The 22,213-nt window shown below is 61.1% G+C and carries 21 protein-coding genes; 6 read left to right on the forward strand and 15 right to left on the reverse strand.

Features of this window, described 5'->3' with window-relative positions:
• Positions 1-291: 291 nt before the first annotated feature.
• Entirely contained in the window at positions 292-1,836 is a 1,545-nt protein-coding gene (gene murJ / locus GSQ77_RS19200) for a murein biosynthesis integral membrane protein MurJ (RefSeq protein WP_158904377.1), read from the forward strand.
• A 2-nt stretch (positions 1,837-1,838) separates the two neighbouring features.
• Positions 1,839-2,690 (forward strand): SirB1 family protein, encoded by an 852-nt coding sequence (locus GSQ77_RS19205; protein ID WP_158906351.1) that lies wholly within the window; start codon positions 1,839-1,841, stop codon positions 2,688-2,690.
• Positions 2,691-2,693: 3 nt separating this feature from the next.
• Here GSQ77_RS19205 and GSQ77_RS19210 read toward each other — a convergent pair whose 3' ends face one another.
• The 5 genes from GSQ77_RS19210 to lpxK form a co-directional block, all read right to left on the reverse strand.
• Positions 2,694-3,452: an SDR family NAD(P)-dependent oxidoreductase gene (locus GSQ77_RS19210; protein WP_158904378.1), complete on the reverse strand. Its 759-nt coding sequence runs from the start codon at positions 3,450-3,452 to the stop codon at positions 2,694-2,696.
• Positions 3,453-3,594: 142 nt separating this feature from the next.
• Positions 3,595-4,257, reverse strand: coding sequence for an adenylate kinase (gene adk / locus GSQ77_RS19215; protein ID WP_158904379.1), 663 nt, complete (start codon positions 4,255-4,257; stop codon positions 3,595-3,597).
• 274 nt (positions 4,258-4,531) lie between these two features.
• On the reverse strand, positions 4,532-5,341 hold the full coding sequence (gene kdsB, locus GSQ77_RS19220) for a 3-deoxy-manno-octulosonate cytidylyltransferase (RefSeq protein WP_158904380.1): 810 nt from the start codon (positions 5,339-5,341) through the stop codon (positions 4,532-4,534).
• A gap of 56 nt (positions 5,342-5,397) precedes the next feature.
• Positions 5,398-5,592 carry a Trm112 family protein gene (locus tag GSQ77_RS19225; protein WP_158904381.1) on the reverse strand — a complete coding sequence of 65 codons (195 nt, stop codon included), beginning with the start codon at positions 5,590-5,592 and terminating at the stop codon, positions 5,398-5,400.
• The gene (lpxK, locus tag GSQ77_RS19230; RefSeq protein WP_158904382.1) at positions 5,573-6,610 is read right to left on the reverse strand and encodes a tetraacyldisaccharide 4'-kinase; all 1,038 of its coding nucleotides are present in this window, start codon (positions 6,608-6,610) and stop codon (positions 5,573-5,575) included. The genes GSQ77_RS19225 and lpxK overlap by 20 nt, the downstream gene beginning before the upstream one ends.
• A 588-nt stretch (positions 6,611-7,198) precedes the next feature.
• On the opposite strand from lpxK, the gene xseA reads away from it, so the two are divergent.
• The 3 genes from xseA to GSQ77_RS19245 all read left to right on the forward strand — a co-directional run bounded on the left by xseA (position 7,199) and on the right by GSQ77_RS19245 (position 10,753).
• Entirely contained in the window at positions 7,199-8,593 is a 1,395-nt protein-coding gene (gene xseA, locus GSQ77_RS19235; RefSeq protein ID WP_158904383.1) for an exodeoxyribonuclease VII large subunit, read from the forward strand.
• Positions 8,594-8,755: 162 nt separating this feature from the next.
• Complete coding sequence (gene sodB, locus GSQ77_RS19240) at positions 8,756-9,337, forward strand: superoxide dismutase [Fe] (RefSeq protein ID WP_158904384.1); 582 nt, start codon at positions 8,756-8,758, stop codon at positions 9,335-9,337.
• Between the two features lie 105 nt (positions 9,338-9,442).
• Positions 9,443-10,753, forward strand: coding sequence for a glycosyltransferase family 87 protein (locus GSQ77_RS19245; protein WP_158904385.1), 1,311 nt, complete (start codon positions 9,443-9,445; stop codon positions 10,751-10,753).
• Here the strand turns inward: GSQ77_RS19245 and GSQ77_RS19250 are convergent.
• The 10 genes from GSQ77_RS19250 to GSQ77_RS19295 form a co-directional block, all read right to left on the reverse strand.
• The gene (locus GSQ77_RS19250) at positions 10,696-11,094 is read right to left on the reverse strand and encodes a GtrA family protein (protein WP_158904386.1); all 399 of its coding nucleotides are present in this window, start codon (positions 11,092-11,094) and stop codon (positions 10,696-10,698) included. The two genes, GSQ77_RS19245 and GSQ77_RS19250, sit on opposite strands and share 58 nt — an antisense overlap.
• A 13-nt stretch (positions 11,095-11,107) precedes the next feature.
• A complete protein-coding gene (locus GSQ77_RS19255) occupies positions 11,108-12,079 on the reverse strand; it encodes a glycosyltransferase family 2 protein (RefSeq protein ID WP_158904387.1) in 972 nt (323 codons plus the stop codon).
• A 295-nt stretch (positions 12,080-12,374) separates the two neighbouring features.
• Entirely contained in the window at positions 12,375-13,940 is a 1,566-nt protein-coding gene (locus GSQ77_RS19260) for an alkaline phosphatase family protein (RefSeq protein WP_158904388.1), read from the reverse strand.
• A gap of 101 nt (positions 13,941-14,041) precedes the next feature.
• Entirely contained in the window at positions 14,042-15,310 is a 1,269-nt protein-coding gene (locus GSQ77_RS19265) for a M20/M25/M40 family metallo-hydrolase (RefSeq protein ID WP_158904389.1), read from the reverse strand.
• A gap of 46 nt (positions 15,311-15,356) precedes the next feature.
• Positions 15,357-16,589, reverse strand: a complete 1,233-nt coding sequence (locus GSQ77_RS19270) for an allantoate amidohydrolase (protein ID WP_158904390.1) — start codon at positions 16,587-16,589, stop codon at positions 15,357-15,359.
• 31 nt (positions 16,590-16,620) lie between these two features.
• Positions 16,621-17,352 carry an amino acid ABC transporter ATP-binding protein gene (locus GSQ77_RS19275; protein WP_158904391.1) on the reverse strand — a complete coding sequence of 244 codons (732 nt, stop codon included), beginning with the start codon at positions 17,350-17,352 and terminating at the stop codon, positions 16,621-16,623.
• A complete protein-coding gene (locus GSQ77_RS19280) occupies positions 17,333-17,989 on the reverse strand; it encodes an amino acid ABC transporter permease (protein ID WP_158904392.1) in 657 nt (218 codons plus the stop codon). Before GSQ77_RS19280 ends, GSQ77_RS19275 begins: the two co-directional genes overlap by 20 nt.
• On the reverse strand, positions 17,986-18,657 hold the full coding sequence (locus GSQ77_RS19285) for an amino acid ABC transporter permease (protein ID WP_158904393.1): 672 nt from the start codon (positions 18,655-18,657) through the stop codon (positions 17,986-17,988). The genes GSQ77_RS19280 and GSQ77_RS19285 overlap by 4 nt, the downstream gene beginning before the upstream one ends.
• 49 nt (positions 18,658-18,706) lie before the next feature.
• Positions 18,707-19,489, reverse strand: a complete 783-nt coding sequence (locus tag GSQ77_RS19290) for a transporter substrate-binding domain-containing protein (RefSeq protein WP_158904394.1) — start codon at positions 19,487-19,489, stop codon at positions 18,707-18,709.
• Positions 19,486-20,259, reverse strand: coding sequence for a GntR family transcriptional regulator (locus GSQ77_RS19295; protein WP_158904395.1), 774 nt, complete (start codon positions 20,257-20,259; stop codon positions 19,486-19,488). Before GSQ77_RS19295 ends, GSQ77_RS19290 begins: the two co-directional genes overlap by 4 nt.
• A gap of 500 nt (positions 20,260-20,759) precedes the next feature.
• On the opposite strand from GSQ77_RS19295, the gene GSQ77_RS19300 reads away from it, so the two are divergent.
• Positions 20,760-22,178: a circularly permuted type 2 ATP-grasp protein gene (locus GSQ77_RS19300; RefSeq protein ID WP_158906353.1), complete on the forward strand. Its 1,419-nt coding sequence runs from the start codon at positions 20,760-20,762 to the stop codon at positions 22,176-22,178.
• The last annotated feature ends 35 nt before the right edge of the window (positions 22,179-22,213 follow it).

The following is a 22,213-nucleotide window of genomic DNA, read 5'->3' on the forward strand; positions in this document are numbered from 1 at the left end:
AACCTGCACCCGAACTCGCTGGAACGCGGTCGAGTGCCGAAAAGTGAATGCGATACACCACTGCGTTTAGGTGCATCTCGTGAGAACCGCGGAGTATAGCGCATTATTTGCGGGTTTGGCAATTTCTGCCTGCAAGGCGCGAGTTGGTTGCGCCTAACCCACGTATGCCACGCATGAGTTCGTGCGCCCGCGACTCTGCGCAGGAGTCCGCGCTTGTGTTCTCGTTTCGCGTTCGAGTTCGCGCTTGAATCCGCATTTTAGTCCGCGCTTGGTCCGTATAATACCGTCAACATGAATTTACTCCGCGCCCTTTTAACCGTCAGCGGCTTCACGCTGCTCTCGCGTATTACCGGTCTGGCTCGCGAAACGCTGATCGCCCGCGCCTTCGGCGCCAGTGCCTATACCGACGCCTTCAACGTCGCGTTCCGAATTCCCAACCTGCTGCGCCGATTATCGGCCGAGGGGGCGTTTTCGCAGGCGTTCGTCCCAATTCTTGCCGAATTCAAGAATCGCGAAGGACATGACGCGACCAAGCTGCTGGTGGACGCCACTGCCACCGTGTTGGCCTGGGTGCTTGTGCTGCTGTCGGCCGCGGGCATGCTGGGCGCCGCCTGGGTGGTGTACGTGGTGGCGACCGGGTTGCGCGCGGACGCACAGGTCGCAGCCATTGAGATGACGCGCATCATGTTCCCGTACATCGCGCTGATTTCCCTCACGTCGCTGGCCTCGGGCGTGCTCAATACGTATAAGAATTTCTCGCTGCCCGCCTTCGCACCGGTGCTGCTCAATGTGAGTTTTATCGGTTCGTCGTTATTTCTGGCTCCGCATCTGGCCCACCCGATCTATGCATTGGCCATCGCCGTGATCGTCGGCGGCGTGTTGCAACTGGCCATTCAGATCCCTGCGCTCAAACGCATCGACATGGTGCCGCTGATCGGCATCAACCCACGCGCCGCGCTTGCGCACCCCGGCGTCAAGCGGGTGCTGGCCAAGATGGTGCCGGCGACGTTCGCGGTGTCGGTCGCGCAGCTCAGCTTGATTATCAACACCAATATCGCATCGCGGCTCGTGCCAGGCAGCGTCTCGTGGCTGGCCTACGCCGACCGTTTGATGGAGTTTCCCACCGCATTGCTGGGCGTGGCGCTGGGCACCATCTTGCTGCCCAGTTTGTCAAAAGCGCATGCCGACGGCGATCCGCTCGAGTATTCGTCCCTGCTCGACTGGGGGCTGCGCCTGACCTTTCTGCTTGCCGCCCCAAGCGCCGTGGCCTTGTTCGTCTATGCCGGCCCGCTGACCGCCACGCTGTTCAATTACGGGCGCTTCGGGGCGAAGGACGTGTTGATGGTGTCGCACGCGCTGACCGCCTACGGGGTAGGGCTGCTGGGTTTGATCTTGATCAAGATTCTTGCACCGGGTTTTTATGCGAAACAAGACATTAAAACGCCGGTCAAAATAGCTGTCACTGTTTTGTGCGTGACGCAGTTATGCAATATGCTGTTTGTACCGATGTTTGCGCATGCCGGTTTGGCACTGAGCATCGGCGCCGGAGCGTGCTTGAATGCGCTGTTGCTGTTCCTGGGGCTACGCCGTCGCGGCATCTACACGCCCTCACCGGGCTGGTCGATGTTCTTTGTGCAGTTACTGGGTGCCTGCCTCGTGCTGGCGGCGGTCATGATGTGGTTTCGCGATCGTTTCGATTGGATCGGGCTTGGTGATCACGTGCTGTTGCGTATGGCGCTGCTGGGTGGGACGCTCGGTGTGCTGGCCGTGCTGTATTTCGGTATGCTGTGGATGATGGGCTTCAAGTACCGCGACTTCCGGAGACGTGTGCAGTGACGATGACCCGAATGCTCGAGTATTTCACCACACTGGTGGCCGCTGACGAAGGCTTGCCGCTGACCGAAGCGGCACTGGCGCTGGCGCAGGATGCCTATCCCGATCTCGACATTCAAGGCACGCTTGCGGAAATCGATGCGCTGGTATTACGGCTGAAACGGCGCCTGCCCGATGAGGCCGACATCGTCCAGAAGCTGCAGATGCTGAATCGCTTCTTCTATCGCGAACTCGGCTTGGCGGGCAATCTGAACGATTATTACGATCCCGATAACAGCTTTTTGCACGTGGTGGTGCGCAAACGGCGTGGCATTCCGATCTCGCTAGCCGTGCTCTACATGGAAATGGGCCAGCAGATTGGCCTGAACGTGCATGGCATTGCGTTTCCGGGGCACTTTCTGTTACGGGTCACCACCACGGCCGGCGAGGTGATGCTGGACCCGCTGACCGGTGAAGCGCTGTCCGAAGCCCAGATGGTCGAAATGCTCGAACCCTACGTGGCCACGTCGGTGTCGCGTTCGGGTGATTCCATTTCCAACGCGCTACGTGCGTTATTGGCGCCTTCGTTGCCGCGCGAAATCCTCGCTCGCATGCTGCGCAATCTCAAGGCGATTTATCAGCAGACGGAGCGCTGGCAGCGCTTGCTGGCGGTGCAGCAGCGCATGGTCATTTTGCTGCCCGAGCAAATCGAGGAGCGGCGCGATCGTGGCCTTGCCTATGCCAAGCTCGATTTCGTGCGCGCCGCGCTTGACGACCTCCAACTCTATCTCGATACGTGTCCCGAGGCGGAAGATGCCGCGGCGATCGAAACTCAGCTCGCCGATTTGCGGCAGCGCGCATCGCATAGCGGACGTTAGGCGCTATTTCGGCTGCATCCGGATGGCGCCGTCCAGGCGTATCGTCTCGCCGTTGAGCATCGGATTGGCCAGAATCTGCTCCACCAGCATCGCATACTCGGCCGGACGACCGAGGCGCGGCGGGAACGGCACCATTGCCCCGAGCGCATCCTGCACTTCCTGCGGCATACCCAACAGCATCGGCGTTTCGAAAATGCCCGGCGCGATCGTCATGACACGGATCGCGTTGCGCGAGAGGTCGCGCGCGACCGGGAGCGTCAGCCCAACCACCCCGGCTTTGGATGCACCATAAGCCGCTTGACCGATCTGCCCGTCATAGGCTGCGACCGATGCGGTAAATATGATCACGCCACGCTCGCCATTGGCAATCGGCTGGGTGGCCGACATCGCCGCTGCAGCCAGGCGCGTCATGTTGAAGGTACCGATCAGGTTGATGCTGACGGTCTTCGCGAACAGCTCCAGCGAATGCGGTCCATCCTTGCCCACCGTCTTGCTGGCCGGCGCGACACCCGCGCAGTTGATCAACCCGCGCAAGGTGCCCAGCGCCTGGGCGGCGGCCACGGCCGCCTGGCCATCGGCTTCGCTGCAGACATCGCACCGTACGAACACACCGCGAAGCTCCGCGGCAAGCGCTTCGCCGGCTGCCACGTTGAGGTCGGCCAGAACCACCTTGCCGCCTTGTTTGGCCAAGGCGCGCGCGGTGCCGGCACCGAGCCCCGATGCGCCGCCGGTAATCAGAAATACGTTATCGCGAATGTCCATTTCATCTCCTGAAGAAAATCATTGCCGGCGCGATGATCTGCGTGCGCTCATTGTATGACCGCTGGCAGCGGGGCAAAAAGCGGGTCAAAAAGCAAAAAAAGCGGCTCGTAGGCCGCTTTGATCGGGCATCTCGCCGCGCTGTTTATTTCAGTGCGTCGAACACGCGGGTGCGGATGTCTTCGACGCTGCCCAGCCCGGAAATTTTCCGATATTGAGGCGCCTTGAGTGCACCGCCGCTGCCATGGCTAGCCCAGTTCGAATAATAGTCGACCAGCGGGCGGGTTTGCGCGTCGTACACTTCCAGCCGCTTCTTGACGGTTTCTTCCTTGTCGTCGTCGCGCTGGATCAACGGCTCGCCGCTCACGTCGTCGATGCCTTCGACTTTGGGCGGGTTGAAGACCGTGTGATAGGTACGGCCCGACCCCGGATGCACGCGACGCCCACTCATGCGCACGATGATCTCGCTGAACGGGACGTCGATCTCGAGTACATAGTCGATTGCCACGCCGGCTAGCTTCATCGCTTCGGCTTGCGGAATCGTGCGCGGGAATCCGTCGAACAGATAGCCGTTGTCGCAATCGCACTCTTGCAGGCGTTCCTTGACCAGGTTGATGATCAGCGTATCGGGCACGAGGTCGCCCGCGTCCATGAATTTTTTTGCTTCCACGCCAAGCGGCGAGCCGGCCTTGACCGCGGCGCGCAGCATGTCGCCCGTCGAAATCTGGGGAATGCCGAATTTCTCTTTGATGAAGTTCGCCTGGGTACCTTTACCTGCGCCCGGGGCGCCCAAAAGGATCAAACGCATGGTGCCATCTCCCGATAGTGATTTTTTAAAATTCGCTTATTTCTAACTGACTCTGCTCAAGGCCCGCACTGCAACCACCGACGATCACACGCCGGCCCAAAGGGTCTCTGAAGGCTGCTGAAAGCGCGTTCAGTTGACTGGATTGATCTGTGACGGACCCGCTACCCGGTACGAAGAACGAAGTGACCCATTACGCGACCGAGCAGGAAAAATCTGGCGAGATCGGGCAAGCAATTGCCCGACACTCTCATGGTAATGCTTTGGTAAGGCCTGATTATGCCACGCCTGCCGCGCCTCGCAGCGCGTAAATCGCCCGTACGCGCTCAAGGTCGGCGGGCGTATCGACACCTGGCGCCGGGGCGGTAGCCGTCAGCAGCACGGCAATGCGCGCGCCATGCCACATCGCGCGCAACTGTTCCAGCGCTTCGGCCTGTTCGATCGGGGCTTGCGCCAAGCTCGGGTAAGTACGTAAAAAAGCGGCGCGGTACGCATACAAACCGATATGCCGGTAAACCGCGCCGGCGACCGGCGCCGCGCTCAGCGCAGCGATATCGGGCCACACGGCATAGGCGTCGCGTGCCCACGGAATCGGTGCGCGCGAAAAATACATGGCCACGCCGCGTGCATCCAGCACCGTCTTCACGACGTTCGGATTGAACACCTCGGCGGCATCGGTGATCGGATGCGCCGCGGTCGCAATCGCACAATCGGGCATCGCGTCGAGGTGGGCCGCCACTTGGCGGATCAGGTCGGCATCGATCAGCGGCTCGTCGCCTTGCACATTGACGACGATTTGGTCGTCGCTCCAACCTCGCAGCGCAGCCACTTCGGCAAGCCGGTCGGTGCCGGACGGATGATCGCCGCGCGTGAGCACCGCTTCGATCCCGTGTTGCTGCGCCGCGAGCATGACTTCCGGGGCATCGGTTGCGATCAACACCTGACGGGCGCCCGCGGCGCGTGCTCGCTCAGCTACGCGTACGACCATCGGTTTGCCGCCCAGGTCGGCGAGGGGTTTGCCGGGCAGGCGCGTCGAGGCGAGGCGCGCAGGTACCACGGCAATAAAAGATACCGGTTTATCGGGCACGTTCAAGCATCCGGTCAAATGTCAGGGGCAAACAGGAGAGGAAGAATCGCGCTGGATCAGCGGCCTTCAGGATTGACCAGCGTGCCTTCGACTGTCTGGCGCGCTTCGTTGGCCAGCATGACCGGGATGCCGTCGCGAATCGGATAGGCGAGTTTGTCGGCGTGACAAATCAGTTCCTGCGCGGCGCGATCGTGTTCCAGCGGACCTTTGCACAGCGGGCAGACAAGAATTTCAAGCAGGCGAGTGTCCACGAATTTTCTCCACAACAAGCGCTATTAAGCGGGGGGCTAGCACGGCTTGGACCGGTACGACCCAGATGCGCGCATCGTCCCAACCCGCGCATTTTACCGCATCCTTTTCGGTGATCAGGATCGCATCGGCGTTCGCTAGTGCGAAAGGGTTATCGGTGTAGGCGTAATGGTCAGGCAGCGGCAAGGTCGTGGGGGCCAGGCCTGCGGCGCGCACCAGCGCGAAAAAGCGCTCCGGCGAGCCGATGCCCGCGGCCGCAAGCACGCGTTGCGAGGCGAATTGCGCCAGGGGTCGCTGTTGCGTCGGGTCGATCAAGCGCCATGCGGCGCCGGGTGTGAGGCTGAGCGCATAGGTGTTGGGCCAGGGAGGCAGGCCGTGCGCGTAGGGATTGTTGATCAGTGTGGCGTCACGATGGCGGGATAGCGGTTCGCGCAAGGGCCCGGCGGGTAGTAAGAAACCGTTGCCGCCAAGCCGGTGATCGAATACCACCAGCTCGACTTGGCGCGCGAGGCGGTAGTGTTGCAGGCCGTCGTCGCTGAGTATCACATCGACCGTCGGATGAGCGGCGCATAAGGCGCGCGCGGCGGCAGGCCGGTCGCGGCAGACCCAGACCGGCGCGCCGGTGCGTTGCGCGATCAGTAGCGGTTCGTCGCCGGCCTGCGCGGCGCTTGAGTGCGCGTCGACGCAGCGGGGCGTGTCGATTTGCGCGCCGTAGCCGCGCGAGATGACGCCCGGAAAATACCCGGCCGCGCGCAACGCTTCGACCAGCGCGATGACGGTCGGCGTTTTGCCAGTACCGCCCACCGTGACGTTGCCGACCACCACCACCGGCACGCCGACGGTTTCGATGCGCAGCCAACCGCGCCGGAAAGCCAGTCGCCGCAACGCACTTACTGCGCCGAATAGCAACGAGAGCGGCCACAATAGCCAAGCCAGCACGCCGCGTCGCTGCCAGGACCGGGTCACATGGCCTTCCAGTTTTTCGCGGGCCGCGGCCAGACGCGATTTCGTTGCTGTCATCGGGGGCGCACTCATACACTCACAGAATTCGATATCCGCACGGTGTCTGCCTAGACAGGCGCCAGGATCGTGAACAAACAGTTATGCTTCTGCTCCATCAGTGCCGGGGTGATAACTGCGCCATTGTCCCTCACTGCAATCGGCAAGCCGTAACATTGCCGTAACATTGCCGGAGCATGACAGGCGCGTTCCGGCCCGGAACTCTAGCGCGCCCAGGTGGCCCCCGCAAGCGGCGATGGATGCGGTACCTCGCAATTCAATCAGCGGGCGCGCATAAGCGACACATAAGCAGCTCAAGAGCAGGGCCTTGGACCGGCATGTGGACAGGCACATCAGCCGGGTGTAAGCGAGGCATCGCGCCACAATGCAATGCGTCCTGTGGATAACTCTGTGTACTTCTTTTTTGCGAAAAAAAATTATTAGGTCATGGGCAAAGGTTCCCCGGTTGAATAAGTATATTGATCGATATTAATTCATATAAATCAATGATTTAGAGTGTGACGGAACGATGTCAGCGGTGGTTTCGGCAACGCTTCGGTAAAATAGAAAATGTGGACATGTTGATCCACTTGCGGCGAGTAAAGTTGAATGACATTTGAATCCGGTTTTTCCGAACCCTCCGATTTTCGCGATGAGCCGAACGCCCGCAGCGACGCGGTGATCCCCGTCTCGGCCCTGAATCGTGCGATTGCCAATACGCTGGAGCGGAATTTTCCGCTGAGCTGGATTTCCGGCGAAGTGTCCAACTTCACGCGGGCGGCCAGTGGGCACTGGTATTTCTCGATCAAGGACGCGGGTGCCCAGATCCGCTGCGTGATGTTTCGCGGGCGTGCGCAGCATGCCGAATTCACGCCCCGTGAAGGCGATCGGATCGAGGTTCGCGCGCTCGTCACGATGTACGAACCGCGCGGCGAACTGCAACTGAGCGTCGAAGCGGTAAGGCGCACCGGGCAGGGGCGGCTCTACGAAGCGTTTTTGCGCCTGAAGGCGCAACTTGAAGCGGAAGGCTTGTTCGACCCCGCGCGTAAGCGCGCCTTGCCCACCCATCCACGCGCCATTGGCATCGTGACGTCCCTGCAGGCAGCGGCCTTGCGCGACGTGTTGACCACGCTCGCGCGCCGCGCGCCGCACGTGCCTGTCGTCATTTACCCGGCGCCCGTACAGGGAGCTGGTGTATCGGCCAAGCTCGCGGCGATGGTGGTGGCGGCCAACCAGCGCAATGAAATCGACGTGTTGATCGTGTGCCGAGGCGGCGGGTCGATCGAGGATTTGTGGGCCTTTAACGAAGAGGTGTTGGCGCGCGCCATCGCTGAAAGCCGAGTGCCGGTGGTCAGTGGCGTGGGCCATGAAACCGATTTCACCATTGCCGACTTCGCCGCCGATGTGCGCGCTCCGACGCCAACTGCGGCTGCCGAATTGGTCAGCCCGCAGCGTGCGCTACTGCTGCGCGAGCTGGAGCAGCGCCATGACGCGCTGGCTCGCGCGCTGCGACGCAGCCTGGAGCTGCGTGCTCAACAGCTCGACTGGCTGGCGCGCCGTTTGGTCAGTCCGGCCCAAAAACTGGAACGTCAGCGCGAACAGCTAGTCCAACTTCGCACGCGCTTGGCCGGTGCTGTCCAGCGGTCACTGCGCGAGGGCCACGCTCGTTTCTCGCTGGTGCAGTTGCGCTGGCGGCGTGCTCGCCCCGACGCGCTGCGGGCACAACGCGATTTGGCACAAATGTCGCTGCGCTTGCGCACGGTTTTTGCGCGGCGGCTTGAACAGCGCCATGCCCAGCTCAGTGAGCTGGCAGCCAAAACCACGTTGCTCAGTCCGCGCCGCACGCTCGAGCGTGGTTACGCCGCTTTGCTCGATGCACAAGGGCGAGCGGTGCGTTCACCCGACGCGCTCAAACCAGGGCGCAGCGTGACGGTGTATCTTGCACAGGGCGTGGCCGATCTGGGGATCGCGGATGTACAACCAAGACTGGACGGCGGTTTGTAGTTGCAGGCACAGGGCTGGCCGCTAGATTTACCCGATAATACGGGTTTGCGAGGTTTTTCCAACTCGCCTACAATCAAGCGCTCTAAAGAATTTGCTTTGCAGGCTCGCTCTGACTCTCCCGATCGACTCGATCGGTTCTCTTGTTAACTAAGGAACATTCTCATGGCACATACTCTTCCGGCTCTGCCGTACGCAAAAGACGCGCTACAGCCGCACATTTCAGCGGAAACCCTGGAGTTCCACTACGGCAAGCATCATCAAGCCTATGTGACGAATTTGAATAACCTTATTCCGGGCACCGAATTCGAAAACATGTCGCTCGAGGACACCATCAAGAAATCGTCGGGTGGCGTGTTCAACAATGCGGCACAGATTTGGAACCACACGTTCTATTGGCATAGCCTCTCGCCCAAAGGTGGCGGCGAGCCGAGCGGCGCGTTGGGCGATGCGATCAAGAAGCAGTGGGGTTCGTTCGCGGCCTTCAAGGAAGCGTTCACCAAGGCTGCCGTGGGCACCTTCGGTTCGGGTTGGGCATGGCTGGTCAAAAAGGCCGACGGTTCGCTCGATATCGTTTCGACCAGCAATGCGGCTACGCCCTTGACGACGGATGCCAAGGCCCTGCTGACGATCGACGTATGGGAACACGCCTATTACATCGACTACCGCAATGCGCGTCCGAAGTATGCTGAAGCGTTCTGGAACATCGCTAACTGGGAATTCGCAGCAAAGAACTTCGCAGCGTAAGCTGGGAAATGCGCTGGGAAATAAGGCTGGAAAAATCAGGTTGGGAAAAAGAGCGACATGGTTTGGAAAATTCGAACCGTAGCTCTGTGAAGGTTTGAACGTGTAGTGAAAAGGAAAGCCCTCCATCGCGAGGGCTTTCTGCTGTTCGCGCAAAGCAACGATATCCTACAAATGACCGACGAAAATCCCTGTATTGAATCCGCTCCTGGGCCCGTCCAGCCCTGGTTGAATGCGAGCCGGTTGCGAGCTTACCTGGGGACCCTGTTTTTTGTATTGCAGATGGCTATGCTGGCGGTAAGCTGCTGGGTGGCTTGGCACATCTATAGCCAGCCATGCGGCTTTGACTTCCAGACCTTTTGGGCGGCATCGCGCCTGACGCTCCAAGGCACGCCGCTGCTGGCCTATTCGCCGGAGGCGATCGCACACACCGCGCAGCAGATCGGGCCGCACACTATGCCGCTCGGCCCGTGGCGCTACCCTCCCAATTTTTTGTTGCTGGTTGAGCCGCTCGGCTTGCTTCCGTGTCCCATTTCTTATCTGATTTTCGGTCTTGTCACCACGACGATTTTTATTCGGATGTTGCGCAGGGCATTGCCGATGGCCGACGCCATGGTGTGGATACTCGCGTTCCCCGGTCTGTGGCTCAATGCAACACAAGGGCAAAACGGTAGCGTGACCGCCATTTTTGCACTCGCGGCGTTCTTCTTCATGCAAAAAAAACGGCCGGTGCTGGCCGGTGTTTGTATTGGCATGCTGTCTATCAAGCCGCATTTGGCCATCCTGTTTCCGCTCGCGCTCGCGTGCGCCGAAATGTGGACCACCTTCATTGCCGCGGCCGTCACCACAGTATTGTTCACCGGGCTGTCGATCGCGGTATTCGGCGTGGCGGTGATCCCCGCATTTCTACATGGGATCAGTGGCGCCGGCAGCGATCTGGAAAATGGTGCGATACCCTGGCAACAGATGGCGAGCCTGTTCGCGGCACTACGCGACCTCCGTATCGCGATCGCACCGGCTTACGTGGCTCAGGGTTGCGGGGCGATCGTTGCGGCCTGCGTGACGGCTTGGGTGTGGCGCAATTCGGATGAGCTGGAGGTGAAAGCGACAGCGCTGGTTGCGGGCACTTTCATGATCAGCCCGTACATTTACAACTACGATGCGGTATGGCTAGGCATACCGGTCGCATTGCTTACCGCGAAAGGCCTGCGAGACGGCTGGTTGCGCTGGGAGCGCCCCATATTGATGGTCGCGTTCTTGTACCCGCTATTCGGAAACGAAACAGCTTATGCCTGGCGCATCGGATTGGGCCCGCTGGTTTTTGCTGCGCTGCTGTTCGTGAGCGTGCGCCGTGTCACGCATCATCGTTCAGTGCTTGCCCGCTTCGACCCAAAGGTCCAGAGCAGATTGGCAGAATAGGTCAGCACCAGGACCAGCGCGGTAGAGAATACCTGCGCTAACAAATAGTTGAACGCGAACGTGACGGTCATCACGTGCATCAGGATCGCATTAAGTGCGATGCCGGCGATAGCGATTGACCCAAAGCGGGCCGCCGTTTGCAAAATTCCGGCCCGGCTTTTGAACGTGATCCGGTAATTCAACGCATAGTTGACGATGGCACCCACGCACGCGCCTAGCGATGAAGCCAACACGGGTCGCGCGAGGCCGCCTTGAACCAGCAGAACCAATACTGCATATTGGCAAGCGGTGCCGGTGGCTCCGACCGCCGCATAGATCAAGAAGCGTTTGACGCTTGTCATCGGTGTGCGGCCATTACTGCCTTGCGTTGCCATACTGACGGCGAATCAGATAGATCGGACGTCCTTTGGACTCCAGATAGACTCGACCGATGTATTCGCCCAGAACGCCGATGCCGATCAATTGGATCCCGCCGAGAAACAGGATGACCGTGAGTAACGACGCATAGCCCGGCATGTCGATGCCGCGTATCAGCGTTTTGATAATGGTGACCAGGCCGTAGAGGAAGGCGAGCGATGAAATGACGAGGCCGCAATAGGTCCAGCAGCGCAGTGGCACCGTGCTGAAACTCGTTATCCCTTCAATGGCGAAATTCCACAATTTCCACCCGGAAAATTTTGTGGTTCCCGCACTGCGAGGCGCCCGGACGTATTCGACCGTGGCAGTCTTGTAACCTAACCAGGCAAACAGGCCTTTCATGAAGCGCCGATTTTCCGGCAATTGCTTGAGGGCTTCGAGTACTTGACGATCGATCAGGCGAAAGTCACCGACGTTCTCAGGCAGAGGAATGTCCGCCACGGCATTGTGCACGCGATAGAACAAATGGGCGGTTTTGCGCTTAAGGTAGGAGTCGGTGCTCCGGTTGGTGCGCTTGGCCAGTACGACTTCATAGCCGTTAAGCCATTGTTCGATCAGGCGCGGGATCAATTCGGGCGGATCTTGAAGATCGGCGTCGATCGGAATGACGGCGTCGCCCAACGCTTCGTTCAGTCCTGCCGTCAAGGCGGCTTCCTTGCCGAAATTTCTCGACAGATCGATGACTCGCGTGCGTGGGTCCTGCCCCACCATGGCGATCAGTTGTTCCAAGGTGTCGTCGGCGCTGCCATCGTTGATGCAAACGATTTCGAAATCGAAACGGTCGAGGGCCGCGAGTACCGGGGCGATTCCCAGGAAGAAATTGGCAACCGCCAAGCTCTCATTGTAAAAGGGAACGACGAGTGATAGCAGTGGCTTTCTTGTGCTTTGACCCGGCGAATTCTTCGTCATCCCTGCTTGGGAATGTTCCGCGGAATAGGGCGGCTGCGAGTCGAGAGGTTGGGCGTTTCTAATTATCTGCTCCACGGGCGGCCCTCTTGCCGGGGATTTCTGTCTCGCAGCACAGGGTCCCCGGTTCCGGGCGGATCGTTACAGGGTATCCAACTTGTCCGGAGCATTCTATCTTATTGCGGAGTAGAAAAAATCCTGCCCAAGACTGATCTGTGCGGGAGCGTCAAAACGAGTCATTGGGAGGCTAGCCAAGCGGGTGGATAAGGGGTAGCTGCGCGGGGCCTCAGGCAGATGATCAAGCAGATGGCCGGCGTCGGCGCTCGCGTATGCGCTTTTCAACTTCGCTGATATAAGCCGCTGCCTCCGCGACGGTATAGATCGTCCGACGCCGCAGATGGACCGTCTCGGGGAAGGTCGGGTCGGTACTGCCTTCGATATCGCAAGCCATTGCCAGGGCGAGGAATGCGTGCTGACTGGACGATAGCGGTGCGGCGAAGCTGGGGGCGACGGGTGGGCTTTCGAACAAGCGCATGAAGCGCGTGAAAAAACCATAGTCCGCGGTCGCGGGGAGCGTGCTCGGCGCTTCCTCCTCAGACAGGCGAGGCGCATTCTGATTGATCGCGGCCGCCAGCGTATTGGCCGTCCGGTCCCGTTCGGTCAAGGGAGGTAAACCAAAACGCGCCTCGAGCGTGGCAAGGATCGACGTGTGATCGAAGCGGGTGCTGGGATCGTCGGGCGTGGTACCGATCACCGTTCCTCTTTGCGTGTAAGCGCTCACAATCACCGCGGGAACCCGTACGCCGAGTAAGTCGAAACCGAAGTCGACGCCGGGTGTGGCATAGCGCGCTTCGTCGCCCGGTGCAACGGCTGCGGGAGGCGGCACATGATCGTAGAAACCGCCATGTTCGTCGCAGGTGACGACCAGCATCGTCTCGGGCCATAGCGCTGAGTTGCGCAGCGTGTCATAGACCAGCTTGATCAGCTTTTCACCCTCGCGGATATCGTTGAGCGGGTGCATCGAGTTGCCGTTTATGCAATCGTGACCGGTGTCGTAAGCCGGCTCGATGAAGGTGTAGGCGGGTAGATCCTGCGCTGTGACGTCGGAGGCGAATTCCGACATATGACGAAAATTTTTCGTCAACGGATCGACGTACTCCTTGCGCAGACTGTCGATTCCCGCGCACTGGGGCAAGCCGTCGTGATACACGCGCCATCGCTCGACGCCCAGCCGTTCGAATATCGTATGGTTCTGAAACGAATAGCCGCCGAGAATTTGCGCTTCGCTCGGGCTTGCGGTCAGGCCGCCGGAAGTGGCGGCATGCACGAAAAAACGGTTCGGCCAGGTCGGGCCCGGCAGTGACGCATGCCAGAAGTTGCAGATGGCGAATTCTCGGGCCAAGGTCGCCAGCACAGGTATCTGGGCCGGCCTGTAATACTCCATCACGCGGTCGGCTTCTTCCAGCGTAGGCGCCGCTGCCCGCGCGCTGCTGACGAAACCCGACATCGGGGCCGGTGTGACCGGCCGATTAGGTAAGCGGCCCGTCTCCCGGCCCGTCTCCCGGCCCGTCTCCCGGGTAGGCCCGCGGGTTGTCTCCGAATGCAGGCCGTAGAGCTGAATTTGAATGTCGTCGAATTCATGTCCCGGATCGAACGACATCGTGTAGCGTTTCGCTGGAGTGCGTACACCGCTGGCGGTATTGAACTGCGATCTGGCGGATTTCGACCAGGCGGTGGCCGCGGCAGGTTTGCCCACCACGCGGGGATCGGCCGACTGCAGGCTCCCCAGCAAGTGGTCGAACGAGCGGTTTTCCAGCATTAGCACGACGAAATGCTGAATTTTTCCCAATGATGAGGCGGGCATAACGCGAATCTCCGGTCCGAGACACTGCCCACTGTAGTGGAAGCGGTGACTTATGACCAGTCACCGCAGCGCCGGGGGTCTTCGGTTCGCGTGCTCCGTCGTTACAAAATGGCCGCCGTGGCGCGGGCCTGCAACACATCGTAGAGCGTGCGCGCCACCACTTTGGTGGCGCGCCGCAAGTCTTCGAGCACCAGATGTTCATCGGCGCGCTTGGCGTTCGATTCGAGCACGGTGCGTGGGCCGGCCCCGTACAGGACGGCCGCAGCACCCGCTTGCGCATAGAGGCGCGCGTCGGTGTAAAGCGGTGTGCCGCGCGCAGCCAGCGGTTCGCCCAGCACCGCGAGCCCATGCCGCTGCAATGCCTCGACTAACGGCGCGATGGCCGGCGTCGGTGTCATCGCACGCGCCAACAGCAAACGTTTGATCTCGACCTTGATCCCGGGCACTTGAGCCGCAGTCGCTTCGATCAGGGCGCGCAAGCCGGCTTCCACCGCTTGCGGGTCTTCTTCCGGGATCATGCGCCGGTCGAGCTTGAAGGTGACTTTCCCTGGCACCACGTTGGTGTTCGTACCCCCGGCGATCCAGCCTACGTTCAGGTAGGGGTGGTCGATCCCCGGAACCTGCGAGCGCTGTTCGCGGTAACGCGCATTCTGCGCGTACAGCGCGTTCAGGATGCCGACCGCGCCTTGTAACGCATCGACGCCGCTGGCGGGAATTGCCGCGTGAGCCATCTTGCCGTGCACGGTCACTTCCATTTGCAGGCAGCCGTTGTGAGCCGTGACGACTTCATAAGAAAAGCCGGCGGCGATCACGTAGTCGGGGCGGCTGAGCCCCGTGCGCAGCAGCCAGCCTGGCCCGAGTTCGCCACCGAATTCCTCGTCATAGGTGAAGTGCAGTTCCACCGTGCCCGCCAGTGGCGTGTGCAAGGCTTCCAACGCGCGCAGCGCAAAGGTATAGGTTGCGAAATCGCTCTTGCTGACGGCGGCAGCCCGACCGTACAGCTTGCCGGCCTCGATCGTCGCGTCGTATGGCGGGTGCCGCCAGCCATCGCCCGGGGGCACGACATCGCCGTGCGCGTTGAGCGCGATGGTCGGGCCCGCGCCGAAATGGCGCCGCACGATCAGGTTGGTAATGCTTTGCATACCTGCGGAAAGGACTTCGGCCGCAGGCACCGGATGCACTTCGACGTTCAAGCCGAACTCGCCGAGCAATGCCGCGGTGCGCTGCGCATGCGGCGCGTTGTCGCCGGGTGGGGTATCGGTCGGAATTTGGACCAGTGCTTGCAGAAAGCGGGTTTGTGCGTCGAAGTGCTGGTCGATCCAACGATCGAGTTCATCGTACACGGGTGACGATACGGGTTGGACAGTCATGCAGACTCGCTAAGGTAAGGCTTGTTAAGGTAAGACCCTGCCAGGCTCAAGGCCGGGCAAAATGTTCAATGAAATGCAGCAGGACCGAGGTGGCGATCTCCGCGTCTTCCGCCGTCATGGTTTCGAGCGGGTTGTGGCTGATGCCGCCATTGCCGCAGCGCACGAACAGCATCGCGGTCGGGGTAACCGGGGCAAATTGCATCGCGTCATGGCCAGCCCCGCTAGGCAAATGTTTAACGCTCACGCCATGCGCGGCGATGGCGTCGGCCATGCGTTTTTGCAGCGACGGCGCGCATGGCGACGCGGTGAGCGCGTAGTAGGGCGCCCAGGTGAATTCCACGCGACGGCGCTGCGCAATGCCGGCGAGGTTGTCGTGCAGCGCCTGGAGTGCATCGAGGCGTTGCGCGTCGTCGCCTGAACGCAGATCGATCGAGAACTCCACGTGGCCGGGGATCACATTCACGGCTCCGCCGCCGGCGACGCTGAACTTGCCGACGGTGGCGACAAGGTGTGGCGCGCGCGCTTGCGCCAACTGCTCGACTGCCAGCGCCATTTCGGCGGCGGCGGCGAGGGCGTCGCGACGCCCCGGCATGGGCACCGTGCCCGCGTGTCCCGCCAAGCCGGTGACGCTGACCTTGACGCGCGTGCAGCCGGCAATCGCCGTGACCACGCCCACCGGCAGGCCGGCATCGAGCAGCACCGGACCCTGTTCGATATGACTTTCGACGAAGCAGGCGACGCGGCTGAAGTCGCGTTGCAGTGTCGGCCAACCGTCAGCGTAGCCGCCGAAACGGCCAATTGCATCGCGCATCGAGAGCCCCGCGTCGTCGGCCATCTCCAGCCACGCCGGATCGAAGTGGCCGCTCATCGCGGCCGACCCGACCATCGTGACATTGAAGCGCACGCCTTCCTCATCGCCAAAACCGATGACCTCAATTGCGTGCGGCAGGCGCACGGCGCGTGCGTTGAGATCATGGACACAAGCGATCGCGGTGAGGATGCCAAATAGGCCGTCGTACTTGCCCGCATCGACTACGCTGTCCAAGTGCGAGCCGGACATGATTACCGGCGCGTCGGGCGTGAGGCCGGCATAGCGGCCCACCACATTGCCCAGCGCATCGTAGTCGGCCTGCATGCCAGCGTCGCGCATCAGCGCAAGCAGGTAGTCGCCGGCTTGACGGTGTTGCGGCGTCAGATAGGTGCGCGTGAGGCGACTGTCGTCCTGCGTGAAGCGCGCCAGATCGTCGGCTTGTTGTATCAGACGGGTTCCAAAGCGCATCAAGCGACTCCGTAAAACAGGCTATGCACAATCAAGCCGCGACCATGCCGAGAAACTGCTGCAGTTCGGGCGTTTTCGGGCGACTGAAAAACTCCTCGGGCGCGCCCGTCTCGTGTACTTTACCCTGATGCATGAAGATCACGCGATCGCAGACTTCGCGCGCGAAGCGCATCTCGTGCGTGACCATCATGAGCGTCATACCGGCGTCGGCCAGTGCACGCACGACAGCGAGCACTTCATTGACCAATTCCGGGTCGAGCGCCGAGGTGATCTCGTCGCACAACAGCGCGCGCGGCTGCATCGCCAGCGCCCGCGCGATGGCCACGCGCTGCTGCTGCCCACCCGAGAGCTGATCGGGCATGGCATCGAATTTTTCGGCGAGACCAACGCGTCCCAGCATATCGCGAGCGATGCGCTCGGCTTCATCGGTTGCGGTCTTCTTGACCACTTGCTGCGACAACATTACGTTGCGCCCGGCCGAGAGATGCGGGAACAAATTGAACTGCTGGAAGATCATGCCGACCTTGAGGCGCAGTTCGCGCAGATGCGTTTCGTGCGTGCTGACGGGGACTTCGTCGACCGTGATGCTGCCTTCGCTAATGGCTTCCAGCCCGTTCACGCAGCGCAGCAGGGTACTTTTGCCGGAGCCGCTCTTGCCGATCACGGCAATCACTTCGCCAGCCTCGATCGACAGGCTCACGCCCTTGAGCACATGGTTGGCGCCGAAATGCTTGTGTACGTTATCAATGATGATGAGCGGCATTGAGCTTCCTCTCGAGGTGTTTGGCCAGACGCGAGAGCGGCCAGCACAAGATGAAATAGAGCGCCGCGACCATCGCGTAGACGGTGAAGGGCTTGAAGGTGGCATTGGTAATGATGGTGCCGGCCTTGGAAATCTCCATGAAGCCGATGATGGAGGCCAGCGCCGTACCCTTGATCACCTGCACCGAAAAACCGACGGTGGGCGCGATCGCAATGCGCATCGCTTGCGGCAACACGACGTGGCGCATTTGCTGCAAATAGCCCATGGCCAGCGACGACGAGGCTTCCCACTGGCCGCGCGGCACGGCGTCGACGCAGCCGCGCCAGATTTCAGCAAGGAACGCGCTGGCCCACAGCGTCAATGCGAGGCTGGCGGCGCTCCATGGCGTGGTGTCGACGCCGAGCAGCGATAAACCAAAAAATGCGATGAACAACTGCATCAACAGCGGCGTGCCTTGAAACAGTTCGATGTAAGTGCGGGCTGCGGCCGGCAAGGCGTTGCCGCGCCCAGTGCGCAGCAGCAGGACCAGCAAGCCGACCACACCGCCGCCGATAAACGCGACCAGCGATAGCGCAATCGTCCAGCGTGCCGAAAGCAGCAGGCCGCGGGCGATATCCCAGAGAGTAAAGTCGCTCATCGTTTCACCTTGCGCGGAAATAACTGTATGCCGATTTGCCGCATCACTTGCCGCACGAAAATGGCGAGCACCAGGTAGATACCGGTCGCGATGAAATACGCCTCGAAGGCGCGGAAATTGCGCGACTGGATGAAGTTGGCCGCGAAGGTCAAGTCTTCCACCGCGATCTGCGAACACGCAGCCGAGCCCAGCATTACGATCACGACCTGGCTCGATAGCGCGGGCCAGATTTTTTGCAGCGCCGGGCGCAACACGACATGGCGAAACACCTGCAACCGCGTCATCGCCAGGCACATGCCGGCTTCGATCTGACCGCGCGGCACGGCGTCCACGCCGGCACGGATGATCTCGGTGCTATAGGCGCCGAGATTGAACACCATGGCCAGCGACGCCGCTTCCAGTTCGGTGAGCTGAATGCCGGCGCTGGGCAAGCCGAAGAAGATAAAGAACAGCTGGACCAGGAACGGCGTGTTGCGCACGATCTCGACATAAGCGCCGACTGCCGTTTTCAAAGGCCGTGGGCCGTAACTGCGCGCCCACGCGCCGAAGATGCCCAGCGCAATGCCGCATACGCCGCCGACCGCGATCAGCTCGAGCGTCAGCAACGCGCCCTTAAGCAGCAGCGGGTAGTAGGCCAGCACATCGCCGAAATTGAAGTGATATCGCATGGGACGCTCTGAGTGTTGCTACGGTTGGACGGCGGCGTCAGCTCGCTGATTACAGGTTGGCCGGCAGCTTGGCGTTCAGCCAGGTTTGCGAAATACGATCGAAGCTGCCGTCTTTCTTACCTTGCTCGATTAGCGCGTTGATCTTGGCTTTCAGGCGTGGCTCGTCCTTGTTCAAGCCGATCTCGCAGGGCGAGTCCTTGATCAGGAATTTCGGCTCCGGTTTCTTGGGCGGGTTCTTGGCGAGAATCGCGGCGGCCACGACGTTGCCCGAGGCGATCAGCTCGACCTGGCCCGAGAGGAATGCGCTGATGGTGCTGTTGTTGTCTTCGTAACGCTTGATCACGGCGGTGGGCGGGGCGATCTTGCTCAGCTCGATATCTTCGATCGCGCCACGGGTCACACCGACGGTCTTGCCGGCCAGATCATCCGCTTTGCTGACCTTCTCGCTAGCCGGCCCGAATACGCCGTTATAGAACGGCGCATAGGGCACCGAAAAATCGATCACCTTATCGCGCTCGGGATTTTCGCCAAGGCTGGAAATGACCAGGTCGACCTTGCGTGTGGTGAGGTAGGGAATCCGGTTGGCGCTGGTCACGGGCACCAATTCGAGCACCACGTTGAGTTTTTGCGCCAGGTATTTCGCGGTGTCGATGTCGTAGCCGACGGGGCGCAGGTCGGGGCCAACCGAGCCGAACGGGGGGAAATCCTGCGGCACGGCGACCTTCAGCGTCTTGGAGGCGATGATGTCGTCGAGCGCATCGGCGTGGGCAAACGATGCCGCGCTCAGCGCGGCCGCGGCAAACAGGGTGGCGATCAAACGGTGCAGTTTCATGAGTTTCTCTCTTTAGCAGTCGTGGAGGGTGGGGCGGGAAGATGGGTAACGCCGGGACCTCGGCCGGCCTGTAGTCGGCGCGAGACCGCGGCCGGCACGGGAGCTAGCGTGTTGCGCATGGCGTCCAGCGGATCGGTGGGCGCAGCTAACTGGAGTTCGGAGGCGATGTGCTGCAGGTGCTGGCGCATCAGCAGCACCGCGCCGTCGATATCGCCGCGTTCGAGCGCATCGACGATTTCGACGTGTTCGTCGCACGAATGGCTGGCTTCATGGCTGGATTGATAGAGCATCGAAATCAGCTGGGTACGGGTGGTCAGGTCGCGCAGGATGTCGGCCAAGTGGCCGTTGCCAAGGCATTCGGCCAGGCATACGTGAAAATCGCCGAGTAACCAGCTGCGTTGCGCGGCGTCTTCGGTGTCAATGGCTAAGCGCTCGCGCGACAGGTGGTTGCGCAGCTTGCGCAGGCTGGCCGGCGTGAGCGCATGAGCGGCTTCCAGCAGCAGGCCGGTTTCGATCACGCGGCGCGCCTCGAACGCTTCGCGCGCGTCGTTGGGCGAGGGCGTGACGACAAACCAGCCGCGCCGCGCATTTACTTCCACCACGCCACGCACGGTCAGCCGCGTGAGCGCCTCGCGCACGATCGTGCGCGACACTTCGAACAGGTCGGCGAGCTGCTGCTCGCCCAGGCGTGTACCCGGGGCGAGTCGCCCAGCCATGACGGCGTCGATCAGGCGTTCGGCGAGTTCAGCGGACGAGACGGTTTGGGGCATCGGTTACCAGAGGTGGTGCATACATTCGTTGTATACAAGCAAGGTGGACCAAAAATGGGGCAAATCCTGCTTGGGGTGGCCGCCGGGTGGGCGGCTTGCAAGGAGAAGAGCAAAGCGTGTGCCAGGCTCACATTTTCTTGGCTCGATCTTTTTGGGGCGTAGTAGGATGGATGTGCTGGCAATTTGAGACAAAGCGTGAAGCACAGCGCAAGACAGAGCCCAAAGCACGGCGTAAGGCACGGCACAAGGCGCAGCGGCGGCCTGCTTGAGCGCCCGGTACGTGACTGCGCGCGGGAATGCGCTGGCTTAGTGCGCCGTGGTGAAGGCGCGCGATAGCCAGGGCACCGCCACGGTGCAGATAGCTATTGGCCCGCAATTCGGGCATGGGCGAGAATAGTCTTGCTCCTCAGCAGCTTAGGGCGTCCGATCAGCGCCGGTACGACACTTGCTAGAGAAAGCGGATCAACAGCGTTATACGTTCAGGAGGCTCAATGGTTCCCATGCGGTCGTATAACGAGATGCAGCGTGAGTCGGGTGACGTTCGTGCCCATTACGATCGCTTTTGTCAGTGGCTCTCCCGGCAACCGAGCGAGACCATGGCACGCAAACGTGCGGAAGCCGACCTGGTTTTCCGGCGCGTTGGTATTACCTTCGCGGTCGACGGCGATCTGTCCGGCACCGAGCGGCTAATCCCATTCGATCTGATTCCGCGCATTATTCCACCGGACGAGTGGCAGATGCTGCAAAACGGTTTGCGCCAGCGGGTCAAGGCGCTCAACATGTTTTTGCACGACGTCTATCATCAGCAGAACATCATCCGTGCCGGGGTGATTCCGGCCGAGCAGATCTACACCAACGCGCAGTACCGCCCCGAAATGCAGGGGGTGGACGTGCCGCGTGACATCTACGCGCACATTGCCGGCATCGACATGGTGAGAGCGGGCGACGACGAAAACGGTGCGTTTTACGTGCTGGAGGACAACCTGCGCGTGCCGTCGGGGGTGTCGTACATGCTGGAAAACCGCAAGATGACGATGCGGCTTTTCCCTGAATTATTCGTCCAGAACCGCATTGCGCCCGTGGCGCACTATCCCGACCTGCTGCTCGAATCGCTGCGCTCCGCGGCGCCACCCGGTGTGGATAATCCGACGGTCGTGGTGCTTACGCCGGGCATGTACAACTCGGCCTACTTCGAACATGCGTTCCTCGCCCAACAAATGGGCGTCGAGCTGGTCGAAGGCAAGGATCTGTTCGTCGACGATAACAGTGTGTTCATGCGCACCACACACGGGCCGCAGCGCGTGGATGTGATCTATCGGCGGCTGGACGACGACTTTCTCGATCCGCTCGCGTTTCGCAACGATTCGGCGCTTGGCGTTCCGGGCCTCTTGTCGGTGTATCGGGCCGGCCGCGTGGTGCTGGCCAATGCGCTGGGTACCGGCGTGGCGGACGATAAGTCGATCTACCCGTTCGTGCCGGACATGATCCAGTTCTATCTGGGCGAGCAGCCGATCCTGAATAACGTGCCGACCTACCAGTGCCGCAAGCCCGAGGACTTGAGCTATGTGCTGGCGCACCTGCCCGAGCTGGTTGTGAAGGAAGTGCACGGCGCGGGCGGCTACGGCATGCTGGTCGGGCCGGCGTCGACCAAAGCGGAAATCGAGTCGTTCCGTGCCCGCTTGATCGCGCACCCCCACGGGTATATCGCCCAGCCGACGCTGGCATTGTCATCCTGTCCGACTTTCGTCGAATCGGGCATCGCGCCGCGCCATATCGATTTGCGGCCTTTCGTGCTGTCGGGGAAAAACGTTTCGATGGTGGCGGGCGGCCTGACGCGAGTGGCTTTGCGTGAAGGCTCGCTAGTGGTCAATTCCTCGCAAGGCGGCGGCACCAAAGACACCTGGGTGATTGAGAAATGAACAACTATCCTCTGAACGTCATCTGCCGGGAGGCC

It is taken from the genome of Burkholderia sp. L27(2015) (assembly GCF_009765705.1).
Classification (GTDB): domain Bacteria; phylum Pseudomonadota; class Gammaproteobacteria; order Burkholderiales; family Burkholderiaceae; genus LMUX01.

Coding starts and splice junctions, on each gene's coding strand:
- GSQ77_RS19285 (WP_158904393.1), bottom strand. CDS start 18,657: ATGCGATATCACTTCAATTTCGGCGATGTGCTGGCCTACTACCCGCTG.
- GSQ77_RS19280 (WP_158904392.1), bottom strand. CDS start 17,989: ATGAGCGACTTTACTCTCTGGGATATCGCCCGCGGCCTGCTGCTTTCG.
- GSQ77_RS19260 (WP_158904388.1), bottom strand. CDS start 13,940: ATGCCCGCCTCATCATTGGGAAAAATTCAGCATTTCGTCGTGCTAATG.
- GSQ77_RS19270 (WP_158904390.1), bottom strand. CDS start 16,589: ATGCGCTTTGGAACCCGTCTGATACAACAAGCCGACGATCTGGCGCGC.
- sodB (WP_158904384.1), top strand. CDS start 8,756: ATGGCACATACTCTTCCGGCTCTGCCGTACGCAAAAGACGCGCTACAG.
- GSQ77_RS19205 (WP_158906351.1), top strand. CDS start 1,839: ATGACCCGAATGCTCGAGTATTTCACCACACTGGTGGCCGCTGACGAA.
- xseA (WP_158904383.1), top strand. CDS start 7,199: ATGACATTTGAATCCGGTTTTTCCGAACCCTCCGATTTTCGCGATGAG.
- GSQ77_RS19275 (WP_158904391.1), bottom strand. CDS start 17,352: ATGCCGCTCATCATCATTGATAACGTACACAAGCATTTCGGCGCCAAC.
- GSQ77_RS19290 (WP_158904394.1), bottom strand. CDS start 19,489: ATGAAACTGCACCGTTTGATCGCCACCCTGTTTGCCGCGGCCGCGCTG.
- GSQ77_RS19300 (WP_158906353.1), top strand. CDS start 20,760: ATGCGGTCGTATAACGAGATGCAGCGTGAGTCGGGTGACGTTCGTGCC.
- adk (WP_158904379.1), bottom strand. CDS start 4,257: ATGCGTTTGATCCTTTTGGGCGCCCCGGGCGCAGGTAAAGGTACCCAG.
- GSQ77_RS19255 (WP_158904387.1), bottom strand. CDS start 12,079: ATGACGAAGAATTCGCCGGGTCAAAGCACAAGAAAGCCACTGCTATCA.
- murJ (WP_158904377.1), top strand. CDS start 292: ATGAATTTACTCCGCGCCCTTTTAACCGTCAGCGGCTTCACGCTGCTC.
- lpxK (WP_158904382.1), bottom strand. CDS start 6,610: ATGACAGCAACGAAATCGCGTCTGGCCGCGGCCCGCGAAAAACTGGAA.
- GSQ77_RS19250 (WP_158904386.1), bottom strand. CDS start 11,094: ATGACAAGCGTCAAACGCTTCTTGATCTATGCGGCGGTCGGAGCCACC.
- GSQ77_RS19265 (WP_158904389.1), bottom strand. CDS start 15,310: ATGACTGTCCAACCCGTATCGTCACCCGTGTACGATGAACTCGATCGT.
- GSQ77_RS19210 (WP_158904378.1), bottom strand. CDS start 3,452: ATGGACATTCGCGATAACGTATTTCTGATTACCGGCGGCGCATCGGGG.
- GSQ77_RS19295 (WP_158904395.1), bottom strand. CDS start 20,259: ATGCCCCAAACCGTCTCGTCCGCTGAACTCGCCGAACGCCTGATCGAC.